24 protein-coding genes and 1 pseudogene are annotated in these 20,115 nt (G+C 47.2%); 3 read left to right on the plus strand and 22 right to left on the minus strand.

The window, feature by feature from the left end; all coding sequences use genetic code 11:
- Positions 1-24: 24 nt before the first annotated feature.
- From AOU00_RS02610 to AOU00_RS02715, 22 genes are all read right to left on the minus strand, one after another.
- Complete coding sequence (locus tag AOU00_RS02610; protein WP_039270952.1) at positions 25-948, minus strand: polyprenyl synthetase family protein; 924 nt, start codon at positions 946-948, stop codon at positions 25-27.
- The gene (gene xseB / locus AOU00_RS02615; RefSeq protein ID WP_013310814.1) at positions 920-1,180 is read right to left on the minus strand and encodes an exodeoxyribonuclease VII small subunit; all 261 of its coding nucleotides are present in this window, start codon (positions 1,178-1,180) and stop codon (positions 920-922) included. The genes AOU00_RS02610 and xseB overlap by 29 nt, the downstream gene beginning before the upstream one ends.
- The gene (gene xseA, locus AOU00_RS02620) at positions 1,170-2,534 is read right to left on the minus strand and encodes an exodeoxyribonuclease VII large subunit (RefSeq protein WP_069289849.1); all 1,365 of its coding nucleotides are present in this window, start codon (positions 2,532-2,534) and stop codon (positions 1,170-1,172) included. Before xseA ends, xseB begins: the two co-directional genes overlap by 11 nt.
- Before the next feature lie 12 nt (positions 2,535-2,546).
- Positions 2,547-3,404 carry a bifunctional methylenetetrahydrofolate dehydrogenase/methenyltetrahydrofolate cyclohydrolase FolD gene (gene folD / locus AOU00_RS02625; RefSeq protein ID WP_069289850.1) on the minus strand — a complete coding sequence of 286 codons (858 nt, stop codon included), beginning with the start codon at positions 3,402-3,404 and terminating at the stop codon, positions 2,547-2,549.
- A gap of 37 nt (positions 3,405-3,441) precedes the next feature.
- Positions 3,442-3,891, minus strand: coding sequence for a transcription antitermination factor NusB (gene nusB / locus AOU00_RS02630; protein WP_039270947.1), 450 nt, complete (start codon positions 3,889-3,891; stop codon positions 3,442-3,444).
- Between the two features lie 135 nt (positions 3,892-4,026).
- Positions 4,027-4,260: a DUF2273 domain-containing protein gene (locus AOU00_RS02635; RefSeq protein WP_023989248.1), complete on the minus strand. Its 234-nt coding sequence runs from the start codon at positions 4,258-4,260 to the stop codon at positions 4,027-4,029.
- Between the two features lie 15 nt (positions 4,261-4,275).
- The gene (gene amaP, locus AOU00_RS02640; RefSeq protein WP_013310819.1) at positions 4,276-4,815 is read right to left on the minus strand and encodes an alkaline shock response membrane anchor protein AmaP; all 540 of its coding nucleotides are present in this window, start codon (positions 4,813-4,815) and stop codon (positions 4,276-4,278) included.
- A gap of 73 nt (positions 4,816-4,888) precedes the next feature.
- Positions 4,889-5,302, minus strand: coding sequence for an Asp23/Gls24 family envelope stress response protein (locus AOU00_RS02645; protein ID WP_013310820.1), 414 nt, complete (start codon positions 5,300-5,302; stop codon positions 4,889-4,891).
- Positions 5,303-5,427: 125 nt separating this feature from the next.
- Complete coding sequence (gene accC / locus AOU00_RS02650) at positions 5,428-6,771, minus strand: acetyl-CoA carboxylase biotin carboxylase subunit (protein ID WP_039270945.1); 1,344 nt, start codon at positions 6,769-6,771, stop codon at positions 5,428-5,430.
- Positions 6,772-6,831: 60 nt separating this feature from the next.
- Positions 6,832-7,323 (minus strand): acetyl-CoA carboxylase biotin carboxyl carrier protein, encoded by a 492-nt coding sequence (gene accB, locus AOU00_RS02655; RefSeq protein WP_039270944.1) that lies wholly within the window; start codon positions 7,321-7,323, stop codon positions 6,832-6,834.
- Between the two features lie 138 nt (positions 7,324-7,461).
- A complete protein-coding gene (locus AOU00_RS02660) occupies positions 7,462-8,286 on the minus strand; it encodes a SpoIIIAH-like family protein (RefSeq protein ID WP_039270942.1) in 825 nt (274 codons plus the stop codon).
- A 62-nt stretch (positions 8,287-8,348) separates the two neighbouring features.
- Entirely contained in the window at positions 8,349-8,990 is a 642-nt protein-coding gene (spoIIIAG, locus tag AOU00_RS02665; RefSeq protein ID WP_029517255.1) for a stage III sporulation protein AG, read from the minus strand.
- Between the two features lie 16 nt (positions 8,991-9,006).
- Complete coding sequence (locus AOU00_RS02670) at positions 9,007-9,777, minus strand: stage III sporulation protein AF (protein WP_069289851.1); 771 nt, start codon at positions 9,775-9,777, stop codon at positions 9,007-9,009.
- A gap of 39 nt (positions 9,778-9,816) precedes the next feature.
- Positions 9,817-11,007, minus strand: a complete 1,191-nt coding sequence (spoIIIAE, locus tag AOU00_RS02675; protein ID WP_069289852.1) for a stage III sporulation protein AE — start codon at positions 11,005-11,007, stop codon at positions 9,817-9,819.
- Positions 11,008-11,019: 12 nt separating this feature from the next.
- Positions 11,020-11,409 (minus strand): stage III sporulation protein AD, encoded by a 390-nt coding sequence (spoIIIAD, locus tag AOU00_RS02680; protein ID WP_013310826.1) that lies wholly within the window; start codon positions 11,407-11,409, stop codon positions 11,020-11,022.
- Positions 11,410-11,417: 8 nt separating this feature from the next.
- Positions 11,418-11,621: a stage III sporulation protein AC gene (spoIIIAC, locus tag AOU00_RS02685; RefSeq protein WP_010345636.1), complete on the minus strand. Its 204-nt coding sequence runs from the start codon at positions 11,619-11,621 to the stop codon at positions 11,418-11,420.
- Positions 11,622-11,633: 12 nt separating this feature from the next.
- Positions 11,634-12,152, minus strand: coding sequence for a stage III sporulation protein SpoIIIAB (gene spoIIIAB, locus AOU00_RS02690; protein ID WP_029517252.1), 519 nt, complete (start codon positions 12,150-12,152; stop codon positions 11,634-11,636).
- On the minus strand, positions 12,145-13,140 hold the full coding sequence (spoIIIAA, locus tag AOU00_RS02695; protein ID WP_013310828.1) for a stage III sporulation protein AA: 996 nt from the start codon (positions 13,138-13,140) through the stop codon (positions 12,145-12,147). Before spoIIIAA ends, spoIIIAB begins: the two co-directional genes overlap by 8 nt.
- Before the next feature lie 411 nt (positions 13,141-13,551).
- Positions 13,552-14,805, minus strand: coding sequence for an aspartate kinase (locus AOU00_RS02700; RefSeq protein WP_028540593.1), 1,254 nt, complete (start codon positions 14,803-14,805; stop codon positions 13,552-13,554).
- A gap of 196 nt (positions 14,806-15,001) precedes the next feature.
- On the minus strand, positions 15,002-15,559 hold the full coding sequence (gene efp / locus AOU00_RS02705) for an elongation factor P (RefSeq protein ID WP_029517249.1): 558 nt from the start codon (positions 15,557-15,559) through the stop codon (positions 15,002-15,004).
- A 33-nt stretch (positions 15,560-15,592) separates the two neighbouring features.
- Positions 15,593-16,666, minus strand: a complete 1,074-nt coding sequence (locus AOU00_RS02710) for a M24 family metallopeptidase (RefSeq protein WP_061829060.1) — start codon at positions 16,664-16,666, stop codon at positions 15,593-15,595.
- 81 nt (positions 16,667-16,747) lie between these two features.
- A complete protein-coding gene (locus AOU00_RS02715) occupies positions 16,748-17,329 on the minus strand; it encodes a YqhR family membrane protein (RefSeq protein WP_039270930.1) in 582 nt (193 codons plus the stop codon).
- A 286-nt stretch (positions 17,330-17,615) separates the two neighbouring features.
- On the opposite strand from AOU00_RS02715, the pseudogene AOU00_RS02720 reads away from it, so the two are divergent.
- The 3 genes and pseudogenes from AOU00_RS02720 (at position 17,616) to AOU00_RS02730 (ending at position 20,113) form a co-directional block, all read left to right on the plus strand.
- Positions 17,616-18,617 (plus strand): annotated as a pseudogene (locus tag AOU00_RS02720) (ABC transporter substrate-binding protein).
- Between the two features lie 175 nt (positions 18,618-18,792).
- Complete coding sequence (locus AOU00_RS02725; RefSeq protein ID WP_039270928.1) at positions 18,793-19,785, plus strand: DUF1385 domain-containing protein; 993 nt, start codon at positions 18,793-18,795, stop codon at positions 19,783-19,785.
- A gap of 7 nt (positions 19,786-19,792) precedes the next feature.
- Positions 19,793-20,113 carry a hypothetical protein gene (locus AOU00_RS02730; protein ID WP_039270926.1) on the plus strand — a complete coding sequence of 107 codons (321 nt, stop codon included), beginning with the start codon at positions 19,793-19,795 and terminating at the stop codon, positions 20,111-20,113.
- Positions 20,114-20,115: the final 2 nt, after the last annotated feature.

The raw sequence follows: 20,115 nt of genomic DNA on the forward strand, positions 1-20,115 counted from the left end.
CAAGTCAAAACAGCTCTAACGCAACTAATGATCACGCTTCATCAGGTAATCCGCTATCTCCAGCAAACGAGAAGAATCGGGAATACCGCTCTCTGTTATCACTTTTTTAGCAGATGCGGTGAGTTCCTCCACCTGCCGCAAAGATGCGTCCATACCAATGAAATACGGATAGGTAACCTTCTCCTGCTCAACATCACTTTGCGTTTTCTTACCCATTTTGCTCTCATCGCCTATGAGGTCCAGTATATCGTCCTGTATCTGAAAAGCCAGCCCCAAGTCTCGTCCAAAGCGGCGAAGCGCCTCTAATTGATTCTTGTCCGCCCCACCAATCCGTCCACCTGCCAAGAGCGAGAAAATAATCAAATCAGCAGTTTTATGAAGATGGATATATTCCAGTTCCTCGATCCCCGTCATTCCTTGCTCGCCTGACATATCGGCGACCTGTCCGCCTACCATGCCCCGTGCGCCACTCATTTCGGACAAATCCTCAACAATGGACAACAGCGAATCGGATGAAACACCGTGACGTCGTCCTGCTTGCACAATGCTGTAAAAGGCATGGGTCAACAAAGCATCACCCGCAAGGACGGCAACCGCCTCGCCGTATACCTTATGATTCGTCAGCTTACCTCGCCGATAATCATCATCATCCATGGCTGGCAAGTCGTCATGAATGAGAGAGTACGTATGTACCATTTCTACCGCACATGCCACTGGCAACGCAGCTTCCCTGCTTCCACCGAATGCTTCAGCAGCAGCGATCACAAGCAGAGGCCGCAGCCGTTTTCCGCCTGCGGTGAGTGAATAATTCATAGATTCTCGAAGAACATCGGGAATGTTCCAATCGGTCGGGAACTGCTCGGTCAGTGCAGACGAAACCGCATCCGCCGTCCCGGTCAAATATTCCTTGAACGACGGTCTATTCAAGCCCTTCACCGCCGTTTTCATCTAATCCGCCGCCAAAAGGCTTCTTGCGCAAATCTCCATCCTCTTCCACGATCATTTCAATTTTACGTTCAACCTGCTCCAGCTTTTGACTGCAAAGCTGAGACAGCTTCATCCCCCGCTGGAACAAATCAATGGCTTGCTCCAGAGGAACGTCTCCATGCTCCAGTTGTCCGACAATTTCTTCAAGAGCGGCCATAGCCGCTTCAAAATTCAATTCCGTTTCATTCGCCACCGTGCTTCGCGTCCTCCTTCATTCCCCATACTTGGCAGTCCAACTGCCCATCACTCACTTTAATCTTGATGGAATCTCCCGGCTGTACGTCTTTGAGCGACTTAATCAGCCGTTTCTCCTGCTCATCGTATACCAAGCTATAGCCTCGGGCCATGACTTTGAGTGGGCTCAGCGCATCCAACTGACGGATTCCCGTGTGCAACTGCTGCCGTCCCGTTTTCGTAATAGCACGCATCGCAGACTCCAGCTGACGTTGCGCCATATCCGTCTGCTTGCGTGCAGAACGAATTTGTTCACGCGGATTAAACCGCTCTAGCACCTGACGCATACGTGCATTCTTTTCTGCGTTTAAGCGTGAACGGTTACCCACTGCGCGGATTAGCCGCTGATGCAGCATGTCCATTCGCTCTGCATGCTGTAGCATATAGCGGCGTGGGTGCAGCAGGACTGGTGAACGCTGAAGCCTCACCAAGCGTTCACGGCTGGTTTCCAGCCGCTGCCGGAGGCCGTTGCGCAGGCGTTGCTCACGCTGGAGCAGCTGATCCCGTAGCTCTGCCTGATTAGGCACAGCCAACTCAGCTGCTGCGGTTGGCGTTGCTGCACGCAAGTCAGCCACAAAATCGGCAATGGTAAAATCCGTTTCGTGTCCAACTGCCGAAATAACCGGAATGACCGATGCGTAAATGGCCCGCGCAACCGCTTCCTCATTAAACGCCCACAGTTCTTCCAACGAGCCACCTCCCCGTCCGACGATCATCACCTGAACCTCTTGCATACGATTCATAGCTTCAATTGCCTTGACGATCGAGGGTGCGGCTCCTTTTCCTTGTACAAGCACAGGATACAACACAATTCCAGCCTGCGGGTATCGCCGTTGAAGTGTCGTAATAATATCACGCACAGCCGCTCCGGTCGGTGACGTAATCACGCCAATGGTTGCCGGATGGGCAGGGAGATTACGCTTACGAGCAGTATCAAACAGTCCCTCTGCATCCAGCTTTTGCTTGAGCTGTTCATAAGCTAAATAAAGGCTTCCTATACCATCAGGCTGCATTTGAGTCGCATAAAACTGATATTGTCCATCTCGTTCGTACACGGATACGTTTCCCCGGGCAATAACACGCGTACCTTCTTTCGGTACGAAGGGAAGCCGCTGATTATGGGTTGCAAACATAATCGAACGTATGCGGCTCCCCTCATCCTTGAGCGTAAAGTACATGTGACCACTCGAATGATGCGTAAAATTAGAAATTTCCCCGCGTATCCATACATCAGACAGCACCTGATCCGATTCCAGTTTCATCCGGATATAACGATTCAGGTCCTTTATAGAGTAAATACGTTGTTCAGCCATAGGCAGCTGCCCTTATGCCAAACCGTGCGACCGCTTGGCCGCTACAAGCGTATTTTGCATCAGCATCGTAATCGTCATCGGGCCTACTCCGCCGGGAACAGGCGTAATCGGACCAGACACTTGCTTCACGCTCTCAAAATCAACGTCCCCCGCCAGCTTTCCGTTCTCCAGACGGTTCATCCCCACATCTATCACAACCGCTCCGGGCTTCACGAACGAAGCATCAATAAAGTTGGCCTTGCCGATCGCAACGACTAAGATATCCGCTTGTCGACTTAGATCCCCGATATTCGCTGTACGGGAGTGGCACATCGTAACCGTAGCATTTTCACGTTGCAACAATAAAGACACTGGCTTGCCTACGATATTACTGCGACCAATAACTACCGCATGTTTACCAGCAATCTCCACTCCAGCACGCTTGATTAACTCAATGACTCCAGCAGGAGTACAAGGCAATAGACTATCGTCACCGATGACCAAATTCCCTACGTTCACCGGATGGAATCCATCCACATCCTTCTCCACTGCAATCGCGTCAATGACAGCTTTTTCATGAATATGCTTTGGCAACGGCAGTTGAACCAAAATCCCATGGATAGTACTTTGATGGTTCAGCTTGTCCACTAGTTTCAGTAATGCTTCCTGAGAAGTATCTGCTGACAACCGGTGAACCTCTGAGTAATAGCCGAGATCATGGCACGCCTTTTCCTTGTTTTTAACATACACCTGCGAAGCGGGATCTTCGCCTACCAATACAACAGCCAGTCCCGGTTGAAAGCGGTGCTCTTTCAGACGAATGACCTCTTGCTGAATGCTTGCGCGAATATCCTGAGAGATTTGTTTACCATCAATGATCGGTGCTGACATGTTTAACCACTCTCCAACCTGATTCAGTAGTCTCTACTTAAAAACGTGCTTTCAATTGCTCCAGTTCTTGAATCACTCGTCCCAGTACACCATTAACAAATTTACCGGACTCCTCGGTACCAAAGTGCTTCGACAACTCAATCGCTTCATTAACAGCTACCTTGGCTGGAACATCCTCACGGAAAATCATCTCATATGCCGCAAGTCTCAAAATTTGACGATCTACACGTGAAAGTCTGCTGATCTGCCAGCCTTTAAGATAATCCACCAACAGCCCATCAATGGCTTCCTTGTGCTCCCACGTACCCCGCACATGCTCTAAAACATACGCTCTTAACACTGCCGCGTCTTTAACGACAACTTCCGCTTCGTTTTCCTCAGCGGCTTCCTGAAGCAACATGTCCACGGCTGCTGCCGCATCCACTTCATTCATTTCCATATGGTACATACTCTGTACCGCTAATTCCCTCGCCAGACGTCTTTTCATGCCCTGCCTCCTACGCTTGCCTATATCTATTTTTCATTCTAACCAATTTCCACAAAAAAACCTGTGAACGCATCCTCCAAAACGTTGGGCGCAAAGAAGCTACAGCTCTATTTTGGAGAACACGTATCACAGGGTTCATTTAAAAGGACGCCAACGCTGCGACAACCAATCGCCCCATTCCTTCCAAGGGAGAAATGAACCAAGCGCTGAATCGCTACGTCTTCCTAGCGTATATCCGATGAACACCATCAATGCAAAGAACAACATATTCCAAAAGCCTGCCCACAAATAAATAAAACCGAAAAAAATACCAGCCGTGATCCCCATGATCCGGCCCTTGTAACTTCCCCATATTTCTTTCCAGGGCATCAGGGAAAATCACCTCTATTCCACACGACTCTTAAAGCTGGGTGACTGAGAAACATTAGCGATGTACACCGACACATTGGACACAGGAATTCCTGTAATTTCTTCCACATGATCGTGTACCCCCTTTTGTACCTCGGAGGTTAACACCGGAATGGAGCTTTCCCCGTCTACAACCGCCCGAATCGTAATATCAAGTCCCGATTCCAACACGCGAACGCGTGCTTTCAAATCCTGCATCCCGCGAAATCGGGAAGCTGCTTTGAGGCACAGATTTTCAATGGTGTCCACTGAAATCTGAATGTCACCATATTCCGTTCGTTGATCAATAGAATGCTGTACGGTTTGGTTCCGTCGAATAGAGATATAAAAAAAACGAAGACTCAATAACAACAGAACCCCTGCAATAATCAGGCTGGTAAACCACACCACTCGCTCATCCTCAATACTTAAAACATACGGAATGGCCCCGCTCAGGAGGAGGATGGCGAGAATGGAAATAATTCCGATACTTAAGCTGTACAAGAACAGCAGAAGTCTGTCCATAACTTTAGCCACGAAACGCACAGCCTCCTTAAATTAGAGTAAACCCTCGACCCATAAGGGTCGGGGGTTTGTACAAAGTATCGCTCTATTTAACCCGTCCGGCGCCCAGCACTTCCGGCTCTTCTACTTTTTCAGCATTTTTAAATTGAACATCATGAATTTGCACGTTCACTTCAACAACGTTAAGACCTGTCATGTTCTCAATCGAACGCTTAACATTATGCTGAATAGCAGCAGCCACCTCAGGCAGACGGTTACCGTACTCAATAATGACGGAGACGTCTACAGCAGCTTCACGCTGTCCGACTTCCACTTTTACACCTTTAGATAAATTTTTGCGGCCTAGCAGTTCGGCAAACCCACCAGCAAATCCGCCACTCATTCCCGCTACGCCTGGTACCTCAACGGTAGCCAGTCCGGCAATGACTTCAATAACTTCTGGGGCGATTTGAATCTCCCCAATTTCTGTACGTTCGAATTCGGTTGGCACTGTGCTCATACCTTCAACACCTTTCGGTCAAAATAAGTTTCATTCCAGCTTTGGATTTCAAAGCAGACATGCTCACTTATTATCCATACTATATCATTTGGCGTTCATTATGACAAACTGAGGAAATATACCGATTAAACTTCGTTTTCCTCCAAAAATTTAATATCAAAATCGCCTCTAATAAAGGTCGGATGCTCTAGCAAGCGCTGATGAAAAGAAATCGTTGTGGGTATGCCCTCAATAGCAAACTCAGACAAAGCCCGCTTCATTTTGGCAATTGCATCTTGCCGTGTAGGTGCCCACACAATCAGCTTGGCGATCATAGAGTCATAATAAGGAGGAATGCTATAACCTGGATATGCTGCGCTGTCTACCCGTACTCCAGGACCGCCTGGAGGCAGATAAAATCCGATTTTACCCGGTGCAGGCATAAAATTGCGATCCGGGTCCTCAGCGTTAATACGGCATTCTATCGCCCAACCATTGATGGTGACTTCTTCCTGCGTAAAGGAAAGCGGATGTCCTTCAGCGACAGAAATCATTTCCTTAATCAGGTCTACACCGGTAATCATTTCTGTTACGGGATGTTCTACCTGAATACGTGTATTCATTTCCATGAAATAGAAATTATTGTCCGGGCCGAGCAAAAATTCGAGAGTACCTGCACCAGAGTATTGAACGGCCAAAGCTGCACGAACAGCTGCCTGACCCATTTCTTCACGAACATCCTGCGATATTACAGGACATGGTGCTTCCTCCAACAACTTCTGACGACGACGCTGCACAGAGCAGTCCCGTTCGCCCAAATGGGCAACATTACCATGCTTGTCCGCTATGATCTGTATTTCCACATGTTTCATACCGGTCAAATATTTTTCTAGGTACACACCCGCGTTGCCAAATGCTTTTTGCGCCTCCTGCTGAGCGGTAGTGATTTGCTGAATAAGGTTATCCTCATCTTCGGCGATACGAATACCTTTACCTCCGCCACCTGCTGTGGCCTTGATAATTACCGGATATCCGATATCACGTGCGATGCTGATCGCATCCTGCAAATCCTCAACCAGCCCGTCTGAACCCGGAATAACCGGAACTCCGGCATCCTTCATGGTCTGCTTGGCTACGGCCTTATCTCCCATTTTGTTAATGGCTTCAGGAGAAGGACCAATAAACGTAATATTACACGATTCGCAAATTTCAGCGAAGTCTGCGTTTTCCGCCAAAAATCCGTAACCTGGATGAATGGCATCACATTCAGTCAATGTAGCAACGCTCATCAGGTTCGTAAAATTAAGGTAGCTGTCCTTAGATAGCGTCGGTCCGATACAGTAAGCCTCATCTGCGAGACGCACATGTAACGAATCCTTATCAGCTTCCGAATATACGGCAACTGTCGAAATATTCATCTCGCGGCAAGCGCGAATGATACGAACCGCAATTTCTCCACGATTTGCAATCAATACTTTTTGAAATGTCATGACTTTACCTCCCTGGGAGCAGTCTTGCCGAACCCTCAAAAGAGGGTTCAAACAAGCTTTTTACTCCGGTTTCACAAGGAACAATGGCTGGCCATACTCGACCAACTGTCCGTTTTCGGCCAAAATTTCCACAATTTCGCCCTTCACTTCAGCTTCCAGCTCATTCATCAGCTTCATCGCTTCAATGATACATACCGTTGTTTTTTCGCCCACTTTGCTGCCAATACTTACATACGGAGCCGTATCCGGGGATGAAGAACTATAGAAAGTGCCTACCATCGGAGATACGATTTTATGTAGATTGCTTGCATATTCCCTCGGTTCCCCAGCAGTTGCAGGTCCAACATCGGACTGTACTTGTGGATTTGGAATAACAGCTTGTGGTGCCACCGCATAAGTAGGTGTTGCCACAGGAGCCTGTACCGTAACGATCTCGCTTTTGCCAGGTTTTCGGATCAACAGGCGAGTTCCTTCATTTTCAATTTCAAGCTCATGCACAGACGTTTCATCCACCAGCTTGATCAATTCCTTAATCTCGCTTAATTTAAACATCTCTATTAATCACTCCTTCAGCATTTTGCCGGTTGCTGATTACATTGTTGAAACAGCTTTATGTATTATATCACAATCATTAAAAATAGAAAGAGCCCGGAATAATGCAGAAATCCGGGCTTTTTCGCGTTTTTTGTCTTATTGTGTAACATACTGGACACTGATCTTATCCTGCGTTACGTTCAGTTCCTTCATGACTTTATCAACAATTGTTACCGCTTGCTTAGCATCCAATTTTTCACTCAGAACCACTACTTTGTATTTATCAGCATCTTCCTCACGGACGACCGCATTGGCGAACTGCTGCTGAAGCTCTTCTTCAATTCCAGTAATTTTAGCCTGCTTATCTTCAAGTACATGTAATTCCTTTTGAGCCTCTGCGGCTTTCTTTGGTGTGCTGTCGTTCATTGCGGTTGTCAGTTCATCATTTTTCTTCTGATTTTCCACGTCCCGTTCCAGCAAATAGTTGTCAATCACAGCTGCTGCTGTAGGTTGGGCAGCTTGATCGGTTGCCACTTGATCCAGTACCTGCTGGTCGGTTTTGGCTGTAGAGGCTGCTTTGTCGTCACTTTGTGCTGTCGCATCCGTTTTAGTCGCAGTTGTGTTTTGATCGGATGTCGCTGGTTCAGTAGTAGGGGTAACTGCCGTATCTTTATCGCCTTTTGAGTTTTCTGTTGCTGGGTCAGTTGTGGAAGCCGTATCCGATTTTGTGGAAGTTGCTGATGCTCCATCAGTTACTTCTCCATTCGTCACTACTTCATTTACCTTCAGTTCGTTCAATTGTTCCTCTGCCTTCGTCGTTGCTTCCTGTGCGGCATCCTGCTTAACCTTGCTCACTTGCTCACTATCGGCTACTGGTGGATTTGCAGGGCTTGAGTCCTCCGTAAACAAATAATACGCAGACAGCACGACCATTAAACTCAGCATGGACACCAGCCAAACGGTTTGTCTTTTATTATTCATGTTCCGTCCTCCATATTCATTAATGGTTTAAAATATAAACTTCTTTGTTCCTAAATCCCAAATTATCCCTGCTTGCGCGGTACGACTGAAATTTTGTAGGAAGGTACATTTAGTCCCTTCTGTACAGCATCGACAATTAGCTGCTTCACTGTAGGGTTTTCTGCCCCCATAGCCACAACAAGCACTCCCCTCACCTGCGGTTTTACTTTTTTTGTCACAATCGGGGTGTGCTGGCCACCTGATGACTCATAGGTGACAATCTCGCCATCACGTGTATATTGAGTAGTGTGTCGTTGTCCGCCATTGGCGTCCGTCTCGTTGTTCTCTTCCTGCATGTCCTTTACATTGCGTTGAACGATAACTTCTTCGGTGGAATCTACCGTAACCATGACATCGACGGTTCCTACGCCAACAATCTGCTCCAGCATCTGTTTCATATTGTCCTCAAAAACCTTCTCGATCCCGGCAAAGGAACTTTCTTCACCTGTTGTTGTCTCTAACGTAGGCTCATTTTTCATCACCCCAGGCGGCTCACGGCCTACGTTTTCTGGATCAACCTTTTTCACATTAACGAATGAATTAAAAAGCATGATCGCTACACCGATAAGGCCGAGTATAAGCAGCCAACGAAATGAGTTGAATCTTTTCGCCCCATCCGCCCCTCCACCCAGCCATTGCTCCAGCTTTTTCAGCCATTTGCTCATTTCTGCTCACCTCCTGTTACCATTCATGTGTCCCATCCTGCGAAGAAACCACCTGAACATTTTTGCTGTCTATCCCCCATTTTTCACGTAGAAGTCCTGTAATTAAGCCAAAAGCTTTCGTATCCGTTGGCTTTCCGTCCTCAGCAGTTTTATCAGGATTACGATCTTCTTCTCGCGTTCCTTCATTAAGTTCTGAATTTTTTGTATGTGTCGGTTCCACACGAATATTCACTGTCTTTTCGGCTACAGGCTCCACCATTATCGGCTTGGCATCTGCACCAGGCGAGACGTCTGTGTTATTCTTTTCTTTTTCTGGCTGCTCCTCTGCCAATTTGACCACTACCGACTGGACACCCGTTCCTGCCTCCAGCTCCGATTCCTTCTGTTGAATCTTTGCAAGGGTAACCTGGACCGACTGAATTGCTAACCCAGTATATTGTTCCAACTGTCCTTTCATTTCCTTAGCTACCTCTTTGCCGGCCCATTGCATGGAGCTTTGTTCTTGCTGTTGCTTCAACTGGCTGCCTTTTGCTAAAATCTCCTCCAATGTCAGTTCCCTCTTGCCTGTCTCAGCCTGACGTTGAAGATCCAATGCTCGCCCTAGAACCTCGGAGGGGCTGCTACTCAGTAAGCGCACGACCGGAGACAGCAACGTCAGCAAAATAAGCAGGCTGAGAACGAGTTTGACATACCTTTCCATAGATCGGCTCGGTAAGATCATATCGACAAAAGAAGCCAGCAACACAATTAGCACCAGTTCCTTAAGCCAGCCTCCCAGCCAGGTCACTTCACTCCCCTCCCCCCTTGTTGGTTTACATGCATTGGTTCACCTCATCATGACCGTCATATTGCCTGCTGCGAGCATGACTGTAATCGCAAGGAAAGACATTAATCCCACTGCCGCCAGCGCCGCGAAAACATAAATCATGCTCTTGCCGATTGCATCCAGACATTCCACGATAGGCGTATCACCCAAAGGCTGCATGATCGCTGCTGTCACTTTATAAATGAGAGCCAGTGTCAGAATCTTGAGGGCGGGAAAGGCGCACAGGAACAATATAATAATGACTCCTACCAGACCAATGGCATTTTTAACGAGCAGCGAAGCCGAAATGACTGTATCTGTCGCATCTGCCAACGCCTTGCCGACCACCGGAACAAAGCTACCCGTAATATATTTGGCTGTGCGGATCGTTAATCCGTCAGTAACTGACGAAGTCAAGCCTTGTACCGAAATGACTCCCAGAAATATGGTCAGCAGCACTCCCAGCACTGCTACTCCAGCGTTCCGCATCAGATCGGCTAGCTGGGTCAGTTTGTATTTGCCCGTCAGCGAGTTGACCAAGTACAGCACAGCCGAGAAGAACAGTAGCGGGAAAACCAGCGTATGAATGACTGTTCCGACTGTGTTGATCATAAATACAATCAGCGGGTGGGTCACCGAAACTGTTACGACGTTCCCCATCGAGGCTAACATGGTAAACAACAAGGGCAACATTGCCATCATGAAGTGAATCATGCTATCAATCGCTTCTTTGGCATAACCAATCGCTACACTAAAGCTATTAATCGCCAGAATGATAATGACCATGTATACGATAGCGTAGGCCACTTTGCTGACCTGTTTGCTTTCAAAAGCGCTTTGCAGCGTTTCCAGCACCATACTCATAATGCTGAGCATGACGATGGTGACGAGCAACTTGGCATTTACTCGAATTTCATGGATGAAAAAATCAGCTATAGCGTTCAATACACCCTTTATGCTGAATCCTTCACCGCCTGGAAGCAGCATGTCCATGAAGGAAGGCGTTTTCTGATCCGGGAAAAATCCGCCGTATTCCTGCATGAGCCCGTCCCAATAATGTTCTACTTCATCTTTGGGCATTTGCTCCGCCTGCTGTCTGATCCATTCGTTAGTCGGTGTATCTGCAAAGAGGACCGCAGCTGAGGCACACCAAAGACATAGCAACAACATCGCAATTACTTTGAGATTCGGCATGCCCCCTAGCCTTTTCATGGCATCACCCCCTCAGGCGGGCATCAGCTTCAGAATGGTATCAATAATAATGCTGATAATCGGGATTGCAAGCACCATAATGAGTACCTTTCCGGTAAGCTCAATTTTGGAAGCAATCCCGTCTTGTCCTGCATCCCGAACGATTTGCGCTCCAAATTCAGCAATATAAGCGATACCGATTATTTTCAATACGGTTTTAAAATAGATCATATCCATGCCTGAAGACCGAGCCAGTCGCTCCAGTACAGCAACCACAGATCCGATCTTGCCAATCAGCAGCAAAAAAATGACGATTCCCGCAGCTGTTGCAATCAAAAAGGCAAACATCGGCTTCTGTTCCTTAATGACTAAAATGAGGACTGTGGCAATGAGGGCGAAGCCCACCACCTGAATGATTTCCATGTGTCCACCTACTGAAAAAGAAAGATAGATTTGATCTCTTGCAGAAGGTTATCCAGCATTCGCACCACCATGAACAGGACCACGACGAAACCGATGACCGTTACCCAGTGGGCCATGTCTTCTTTGCCCATTTGCTTTAATACGGTATGAATCATAGCGATAATAATGCCAATTCCGGCAATCTGGAAAATCGCGTTCACTTCTAAATTCATTCGAGCACCCCGCTAATAGATCAAAATGACGATCAATGCTCCGATCAGCAGTCCCAGGCTCCTGCTCATACGCTCGTACCTCACCTGATCTGCCTGCGCCTGCGCTTCCTCATGGGATAACTGCTGGATGGTCAGCGCAATGTGCTTGATCTGGTCTTCACGGTCGCTGGTTCCAAGACTGTAAGCAAGCTGCCGCATCGCTTCCTTCTCGGCTTGCTTCATAGAGGAACGGCTCCACGAGTCTTCAATGGCTTTATGCAAGCTTTCTCTGGCAGTCAGGCCAAAAGAGGGGTGCATCCACCGTGAGGCTTGCTGAAACAGAGTGCGCAGCGGCTCTCGCAAGGGCTCTCCTGTCTTGGCGAAAGCATCTGGTAGCGGAGACACCCCGTAGGAAACCTCGGTGGTCAGTCTTTGCAGCGCAAGAATCAACTCCCTGATTTGCCGCGGCCTCATCGCAAACTGCCTTGCCCGCTGCCAGCCTGCCAGCGTAGCGGCCAGTATAACCAGGGCGGCACCCAGCAACTTAAGCATAGGAGATGCCCCCATTCTGCCCTTCTCCAGGCAGTGTAATCCTGCGTTGCTTGGCATCTGCCAGCCGGAATGAGACGCCCCGGCTCGTCCGCTCCAGCATGACGTAGAGTTGAAACAGCTCTTGCCCTGTAGTTAATCCAGCAAAAGCAGGCCGGGTCGCCATTTCAGCCACATCGCGACCATGTGCGGAAGCAATGACTGCAATGCCTGCATGAAGCGCTTCGCGCACCGCCTCCGCATCTTCCGGTCGTCCGATTTCATCAACAATGAGGACATCCGGTGACATCGAGCGGATCATCATCATCATGCCTTCTGCTTTCGGACATCCGTCCAATACATCGGTGCGAGGCCCGACATCAAAACCGGGGATGCCTTTGTGACTACCAGCGATCTCAGAGCGTTCGTCTATAATGCCTACCTTGAGTCCATTCCGTCGCCCCCCATTGCTTTCCATCCCTCCGTAACTGAGTTGCCGAGCCAAGTCCCTAAGCAGTGTCGTTTTGCCATGCTGAGGAGGGGACAAAATGAGGGTGTGCCGGATTTTCCCGGACATTCGATCTGCTACATAAGGCAATATCCGATCAGCTATGCCGGGAATTGCACGAGCAATTCTTACATTAAAGCTGCTTATATCCCTCAAATGTTCCACTCGTCCTCGGTTGAGCACGGTTCTCCCTGCCAAGCCAATACGATGACCGCCAGGGATCGTAATAAACCCTTTACGAAGCTCCTCTTCCATGGTATACAGGGAATGATTGCTGATAAAATCCAGCAGTCGGTGGGCATCCTCACGGTCAGGCTTATAGGCTTCTACATGGTTCAAAGTCAGCCGACCCGCAGACGTTACAAAATGATGATCACCATTTGCATTAATTTCCAACGGCCTTCCTTCCCTAACCCGGATTTCTTCCAGTTGCTTAAATACCGTTTCCGGAAGCCTTCCGAGTATACCGTGCAACGGTTCAGGAAATAACTCCAGCCATTCCATACCGATGCCGCCCCCTCACAGTTGTCCTTTTTCTTTAAGACAAGTCTATGGTTGACTCTCGCTTTTTATGCCGAAAATATATTGAAAGCCTAGGCAAACTTTTGCTAACTCCTATCAACGCTCAACAGACCTTTCCCCCGCTTGTTAAAGCACCATTCTCTAATTCGCACAAATAAAAAAGGGCCTCTCAAAGCCTTGTCGGCTAAGGGATACCCTTGGGTAGAAAAGATAGATTCAGCAAAAAAGAGGCTGCCCCTCAGTCTAACTCTCACTGATGGAACAACCTCTTAACCTACTGCTGTATTCTATGATTTATCAAACTATAAATAGAGGACTTATAATGTGTCAACCTTTACCTGTCATAGCATCGTTCACATTAGACATATTCATGTCTAGATCACGTTGCAGTTATTAACGACGGTCTTGCGGTCCACCCACAAACGCTTGCTCCTCGGTGTCCAGGTTATAAGCTGTATGCAACGCCTGAATAACCTCATGAAGCTTACCCGCTTCAATTACACACGATACTTTGATTTCAGATGTGCTTACCATTTTAATGCTAACGCCTTGCTCTGCCAGTACGGCAAACATTTGCGCAGCAACACCTGGATGGCTAACCATTCCTGCACCTACAATGGATACCTTCACCAGATTTTCCTCAGACGTTACTTCACGGTATGGAAGCTCTCCGCGAATACCTTCCAGCGTCTTCAGTGCTGCTTCACGATCCGTCAGAGCTACTGTAAAGGAGAAATCCGCTTTACCAGCTTCGACCCCGCTCTGTACAATAATGTCAACATCAATTTTAGCTGCCGCCAGTGTTCCGAATACTTTCGCCAGTACACCGGGGATATCGGCGACGCCCAAAATACTGATTCTTGCTACATTTTTATCATATGCAATCCCACTGACTACAACGCCCTGTTCCATTACTGCATCCTCCTTTACGACCGTTCCTTCATTATGGTTAAAACTGGACCGCACAATCAACGGTACCCGGTTATGTTTGGCATATTCTACCGCACGAGGATGCAATACAGCTGCACCCAGATTGGCTAATTCCAGCATTTCATCATAAGAAATTTCTTTTAGCTTACGAGCCACTTTTACGATCCGTGGATCTGTTGAATATATACCGTCCACATCCGTGTAAATTTCGCAAGCATCCGCTTGAATCGCCGCCGCCAGCGCAACGGCCGTCGTATCAGAGCCACCACGTCCCAGCGTCGTAATGTCTCCCTCTGCAGACATCCCTTGGAAACCAGCTACAACAACGATCTTGTTGCTGCTCAGTGCATCCAGCACACGCTGAGGTTGAATGTCCGTAATCCGTGCTCGACCAAAGTCAGATTCAGTACGGAAACCAGCCTGCCATCCCGTAAACGATACCGCTTCATGACCCAACTGCTGAATAGCCATCGACAATAAGGCGATTGAAATTTGCTCACCTGTCGTCATCAACATATCCAACTCACGTGCAGGCAACTGCTCATTCAACAATTTGGCCTGGTCAATCAGTTCGTCTGTCGTGTCTCCCATTGCGGAAACAACCACTACACATTGATGCCCTTCACTCTGTTTCTCAACAACGCGTTTTGCCACGCGCTTCATGCGCTCCGTGTCACCGACGGAACTGCCTCCGAATTTCATGACATACAAAGACAACGATATTCACTCCCTCAGACTCAACAGTATGTAACCTTGAGATGGCACCAAACGACTGAACGTGACATCCTGCGGCATAACTTTAGTTCAGTATAATACGAAAGTGCTGTGTGGAGCCAATGTTTTTTAATATTAGTGCTTATAAAAATATCCCCTGCCCTTAAAAAGGACAGAGGAAATCTAAAAGTTGCAAATTTTATGCGCGAGACATGTATTTGCCGTCACGTGTATCAATCAACAATACGTCATCTTGGTTAATGAACAAAGGAACTTGAACATTCAAACCCGTTTCCAGTTTGGCATTTTTGGTAGCACCTGTAGCCGTATTACCTTTAATGCCTGGCTCTGTTTCGATTACTTTCAGTTCCACGCTTGTAGGCAGGTTAATACCCAGAATTTCGCCGTTATAGCTGACGATATTTACATTCATGTTTTCTTTCAGGAAGTTAAGCTCCCATTTCAGTTGATCGCTGGACAATGTGAATTGATCATATGTTTCATTATCCATGAATGTATGGTCGTCTGCACTAGCGTACAGATAAGATACACCACGATTTTCGATTTGTGCCCGACCGATCGTTTCACCCGCACGGAATGTACGTTCAACGGTGTTACCGTTACGCAAGTTTTTCAACTTGGAGCGTACGAATGCTGCACCTTTACCCGGTTTTACGTGTTGGAAATCCAGCACCGTAAAAATATCTCCGTCTACCTCGACGGTCAAACCTGTTTTAAAATCATTAACGTTAATCACTAAAATACCCCTCCTACAGGACTGTTATCGTTATTAAACGACTGTAAATTCTTTGCTCGAATGTGTTAATACTTTGATGCCGCTATCTGTAATAACGATATCATCCTCGATCCGTACACCGCCCAATCCAGGGACATAGATACCTGGCTCGACCGTTACCACCATACCCGGCTCCAGAATATCATCACTCGCCTTCGACAGACGTGTAGATTCATGTACTTCAAGACCCAGACCATGACCTGTACTGTGCCCGAAATTGTCTCCATAGCCATGGCTCGCAATAATATCCCGGGTCAGTGCATCCGCTTCACGGCCTGTCATGCCCGGCTTAATATGTTCGAGTGCGTGAAGCTGCGCCTTAAGTACAATATCGTAGATTTCGCGCAACTGGGGCGCCAAATCCCCTTGTGTAGCCACTGTACGTGTCAAATCAGAGCAGTAGCCATCCAGCAACGCACCAAAATCAAACGTAATCAGCTCGCCTGCTTGTACTAACTTAGCACTGGCTACGCCATGGGGCAATGCCGAACGAACCCCGGAAGCCACAATTGTGTCAAATGAAGAGGATGTAGCTCCCTGCTTGCGCATGAAGAATTCCATTTCCAGATCCAGCTCACGCTCGCTGACACCTGGCTTGATGTAAGGTAAAATGTGCGCAAATGTAGCATCTGCCAAATCCGCTGCCCGCTGCATCACTTCCAGCTCTTCTGCATCCTTGTACACTCTTAACTTCTCCACAATGCCCGACACCGGAACCAGTGAAATAGGTGACAAATCTTCGCTATAAGCTTTATGCGTCGCAACAGTTACCGCATCTTGCTCGAAGCCTGTTTCGCTGATCTGATGGGAAGACAGCAATTCTTTCACCGTTTCCATGACCTGTGCAGCGTGCTGCACCACCGTGAAGCCTTCGGCTTGTTCGGTCGCTTGCGTCATATAGCGAAAGTCAGTCAGCAAATAGCTATGGGATTCCGTAATCAGCACATAACCCGCCGAACCTGTGAAGCCTGTCAAATATCGACGATTGACAGGGCTAGTAATTAGCATAGCCCGCAGATTATGCTCGCCCAGCGCCTGCCGCAGCTTTAACACCCGGTCATTCTTCATCTTTCATTCCGCTCCCCTCTGTCAAATAACCAAATGCTATTTTAACACAGGGAATAGGCGCTTGAGAAGTTTTTGTTACGTTCAGCCCTCAGCTTTCTCAGGCTCGCGCTTTCTTTCATCCGTATACTCGACAGCAACCGTATATCCGATAAATAGTCCCCACAGCATAAACACACAAATTTCCGTATATAAGGAATTCCATGTTAACCGATTAGGAGGATTCATCATCCCTAGCTTAGGACCTGTTAATACAAATAAAACAACCCACCAAATCAGGCCATATACAATTCCGGGTAAAGGACCCTTAAATCTGCGCAGCAACAGAGTGTACACCAGTGAAGCTACGACGGATAATGCAATAAAAAACAGTAGCCCTACCAGGTGCCCCGCCATGGTGTTCATAAACGAATGCTTGAAAAAAGGCTCTGCGAGAAAGCCAGGCGCTACTACCGTAAAGTGCAACTTATAAAACAGCCAGCGCAGCAATCCCCAGAGCACACCCGCAAAAAAACCCAACTCAAGTGCAAAAGGAATGAGAGGCGTATGTATTTTGCCTGACTGCTGTCTGCCTCCACCACTGTCGTTATGATTACGTTGATCCTGAGATTCGCGAGACTGCTCCTGTTCATGGCCTATCTTGGGTATAGAGTAGGTTTCACTCATGTTGTTTAATCCCCTTTCAAGATGCAAACTTTTTTCATGGTAAAGACTATTGCAATCGAAGATGCATGTACTTCCATGGGATTCTGCATTCCCATTTTGCTAGGTAGTATGCTCAAAAGGAGGATATTTTAACAATGAACCGGAATGCAGAATAATATCAGCTTACCAGTTAAGCGTTCGGACCCGTTTTTTGCATTGACAAAATTTCAATCCTCTATCATAATATAATGATGAAAATGATAATCATTATCATTTTCTAAAAACATATATACGGGAGAATGCTTCTATGAAAAAGGGACTCATTGGCATTTTATTATTAATGGTTTTTACGCTCACTTTGGCAGGTTGCGGAGCAGCCGACAAAGCATCGGATAAAGATCAGGCACCCACGTCGGGTAGCAAACCGACTGACACAGCGACCGGTCCTGTGACGGTAAAGCATAATCGTGGTGAGATCACGCTCAACAAGCCCGCACAGCGTGTCGTAGTACTGGAATGGACATTTACAGAGGATTTGATTGCATTGGGCGTTCAGCCGGTTGGTAATGCTGACAATGCCAACTACAAGGTGTATGTGACACCGTAGGCGGCTCTGGACAGCAGCGTGGTCGATGTCGGTACGCGTAACGAGCCGAACCTGGAGGCGATTGCTGCATTGAAGCCGGATCTGATCATTTCCAATGTTGATGGGAATGAAGCTATCTATGATCAACTCAAGGCCATCGCTCCGACGATCGAATATAATCTGAACGATGGTAACGGCTACGATCATGATAAAATGATAGAAATTTTTAATAGCATCGCAGTCGCTCTTGGAAAAGAAGAAAAAGCTAAGCAGGTGCTTGCCGAACTGGACCAGCATTATGCTGAAGCCAAAGAAAAGCTCGCCGCTGCTGGCAAGTCGGATTATCATTATATACTGACACAGGCTTTCACTTCGCAAAATGCGGCCAGCCTCCGTATGTTTTCGGATAATTCAGTCGTCGTGGCAACACTGGCGAAGATCGGTATGATTAATGATTGGAAACCGAGCAAAGTTGAACAGTATGGCTTTTCAACTGTAGGCATTGAAGCTCTGTCTGCCGTTCAGGACAGCAACTTTATCTATATTGTGCAGCCGGACGATAATGTTTTCGGCGCACCTATGAAAAATAATTCAGTCTGGAACGGTCTAAATTTCGTTAAAGAAAAACGTACCTATTCACTGAGCGGTACGACATGGACGTTTGGCGGCCCTCTCTCTTCAAAAGGGCTGGTTGACCAGGTTGTCGGGGCGATTACGCAATAGGTTGTTTCCAAATATTCATTCGGTTTTATAATGATTAGCATTTATGTGAGCAGTCTGACGCTCCATAAATGCTTTTTTTATAAGCCTGTGGTTACACCAGTTTCATCTAACTAGATATTCCCTTCCAAATTCGATACAATATACAAAAAAGCATGTATTAAGAGAGGTGAGACGGTTGTCACAAGCATCCAAGCCTGTGAGCTATGGTGGTCAGGCAGTCATTGAAGGTGTCATGTTCGGCGGCAAGCGTGTCAATGTCACGGCAGTTCGCCGCAAAACTGGCGAAATCACATATTTGGAAGTACCACGCAAGGAGCAATCCTGGGTATCCAAATTCCGCAGAATTCCTTTATTGCGGGGGATTGTAAGCATCATCGACTCCAGCGCCAAAGGTACCAAGCATTTAAACTATTCAGCCGATGCGTATGCTGATGATGAAGTAGATCCGGAAGAACGCGCTGAGCAAAAGAAAAAAGAAGAATCTCGCTGGAGTCTGAGTATGATGATCGGTGTGGCGGCGGTCGGTATTTTGTCATTCCTGTTTGGCAAAATTGTATTGACTCTCGTTCCGGTTATTGTAGAGAATTTCCTGTTCGGTAGCTTGTTTCACAGCCAAATTTTGCATAACCTCGCAGAAGGAGCTATTAAGCTGATTCTGTTACTGGCTTATTTGTGGGGTATTTCCCAAACTCCGTTAATTAAACGATTGTTTCAATATCATGGTGCAGAGCATAAAGTAATTACTGCATTCGAAGCTGGGGAAGAACTAACTCCGGCCAATGTACAGAAATACAGTCGTCTACATTACCGCTGTGGTAGTAGCTTTATTATGCTGACTGTGATCATCGGGGTGCTTGTCTATTCCTTATTTACCTACGATAGTCTGTGGGAACGTATGGGGCAACGGCTTTTACTACTTCCGATCGTACTGGGGCTTTCTTTTGAATTCCTCAAGCTAACCAATGCCCTTCGTGAAATTCCGGTACTTCGTTATTTAGGTTACCCCGGTCTGTGGTTGCAACTCCTTACCACCAAAGAACCGACTGATGATCAAGTGGAGGTATCTATTGCCTCATTTAAGCGTATGCTTGAATTGGATGCTGAGTTGGAAAATGTACCTGTAAAGGAGACCTTCAACAGTCCGGTCCTTGATCCTGTGAAAGGATGAGTGAATAATGAACAGACATGCCGTTATTTTCTGGCTTACCCTTGCTTTGGGTGCATATGGAATTGTGGATATGCTATGGAGAGGAAGCTGGGGCTTTCTCATAAGTTTACTAATTCCCGTTCTTGTTTTTGCAGTTATATTTCTGCTATACAAATACCTGCCAGGACAACGTAGCCGTACTCCCAAAATCAAACCCTCTGTGCGCACCATGGCCAAAACAGCCAACGCACGTAAGCAGCAAACTACAGGCAAGCGCAAAGCGTATCCTTTTCATGTGATTGAGGGTTCCAAGGGAAAAAATGAAGAAGAACAACCTAAATATCATTAATG

It is taken from the genome of Paenibacillus polymyxa, assembly GCF_001719045.1.
Classification (GTDB): domain Bacteria; phylum Bacillota; class Bacilli; order Paenibacillales; family Paenibacillaceae; genus Paenibacillus; species Paenibacillus polymyxa_B.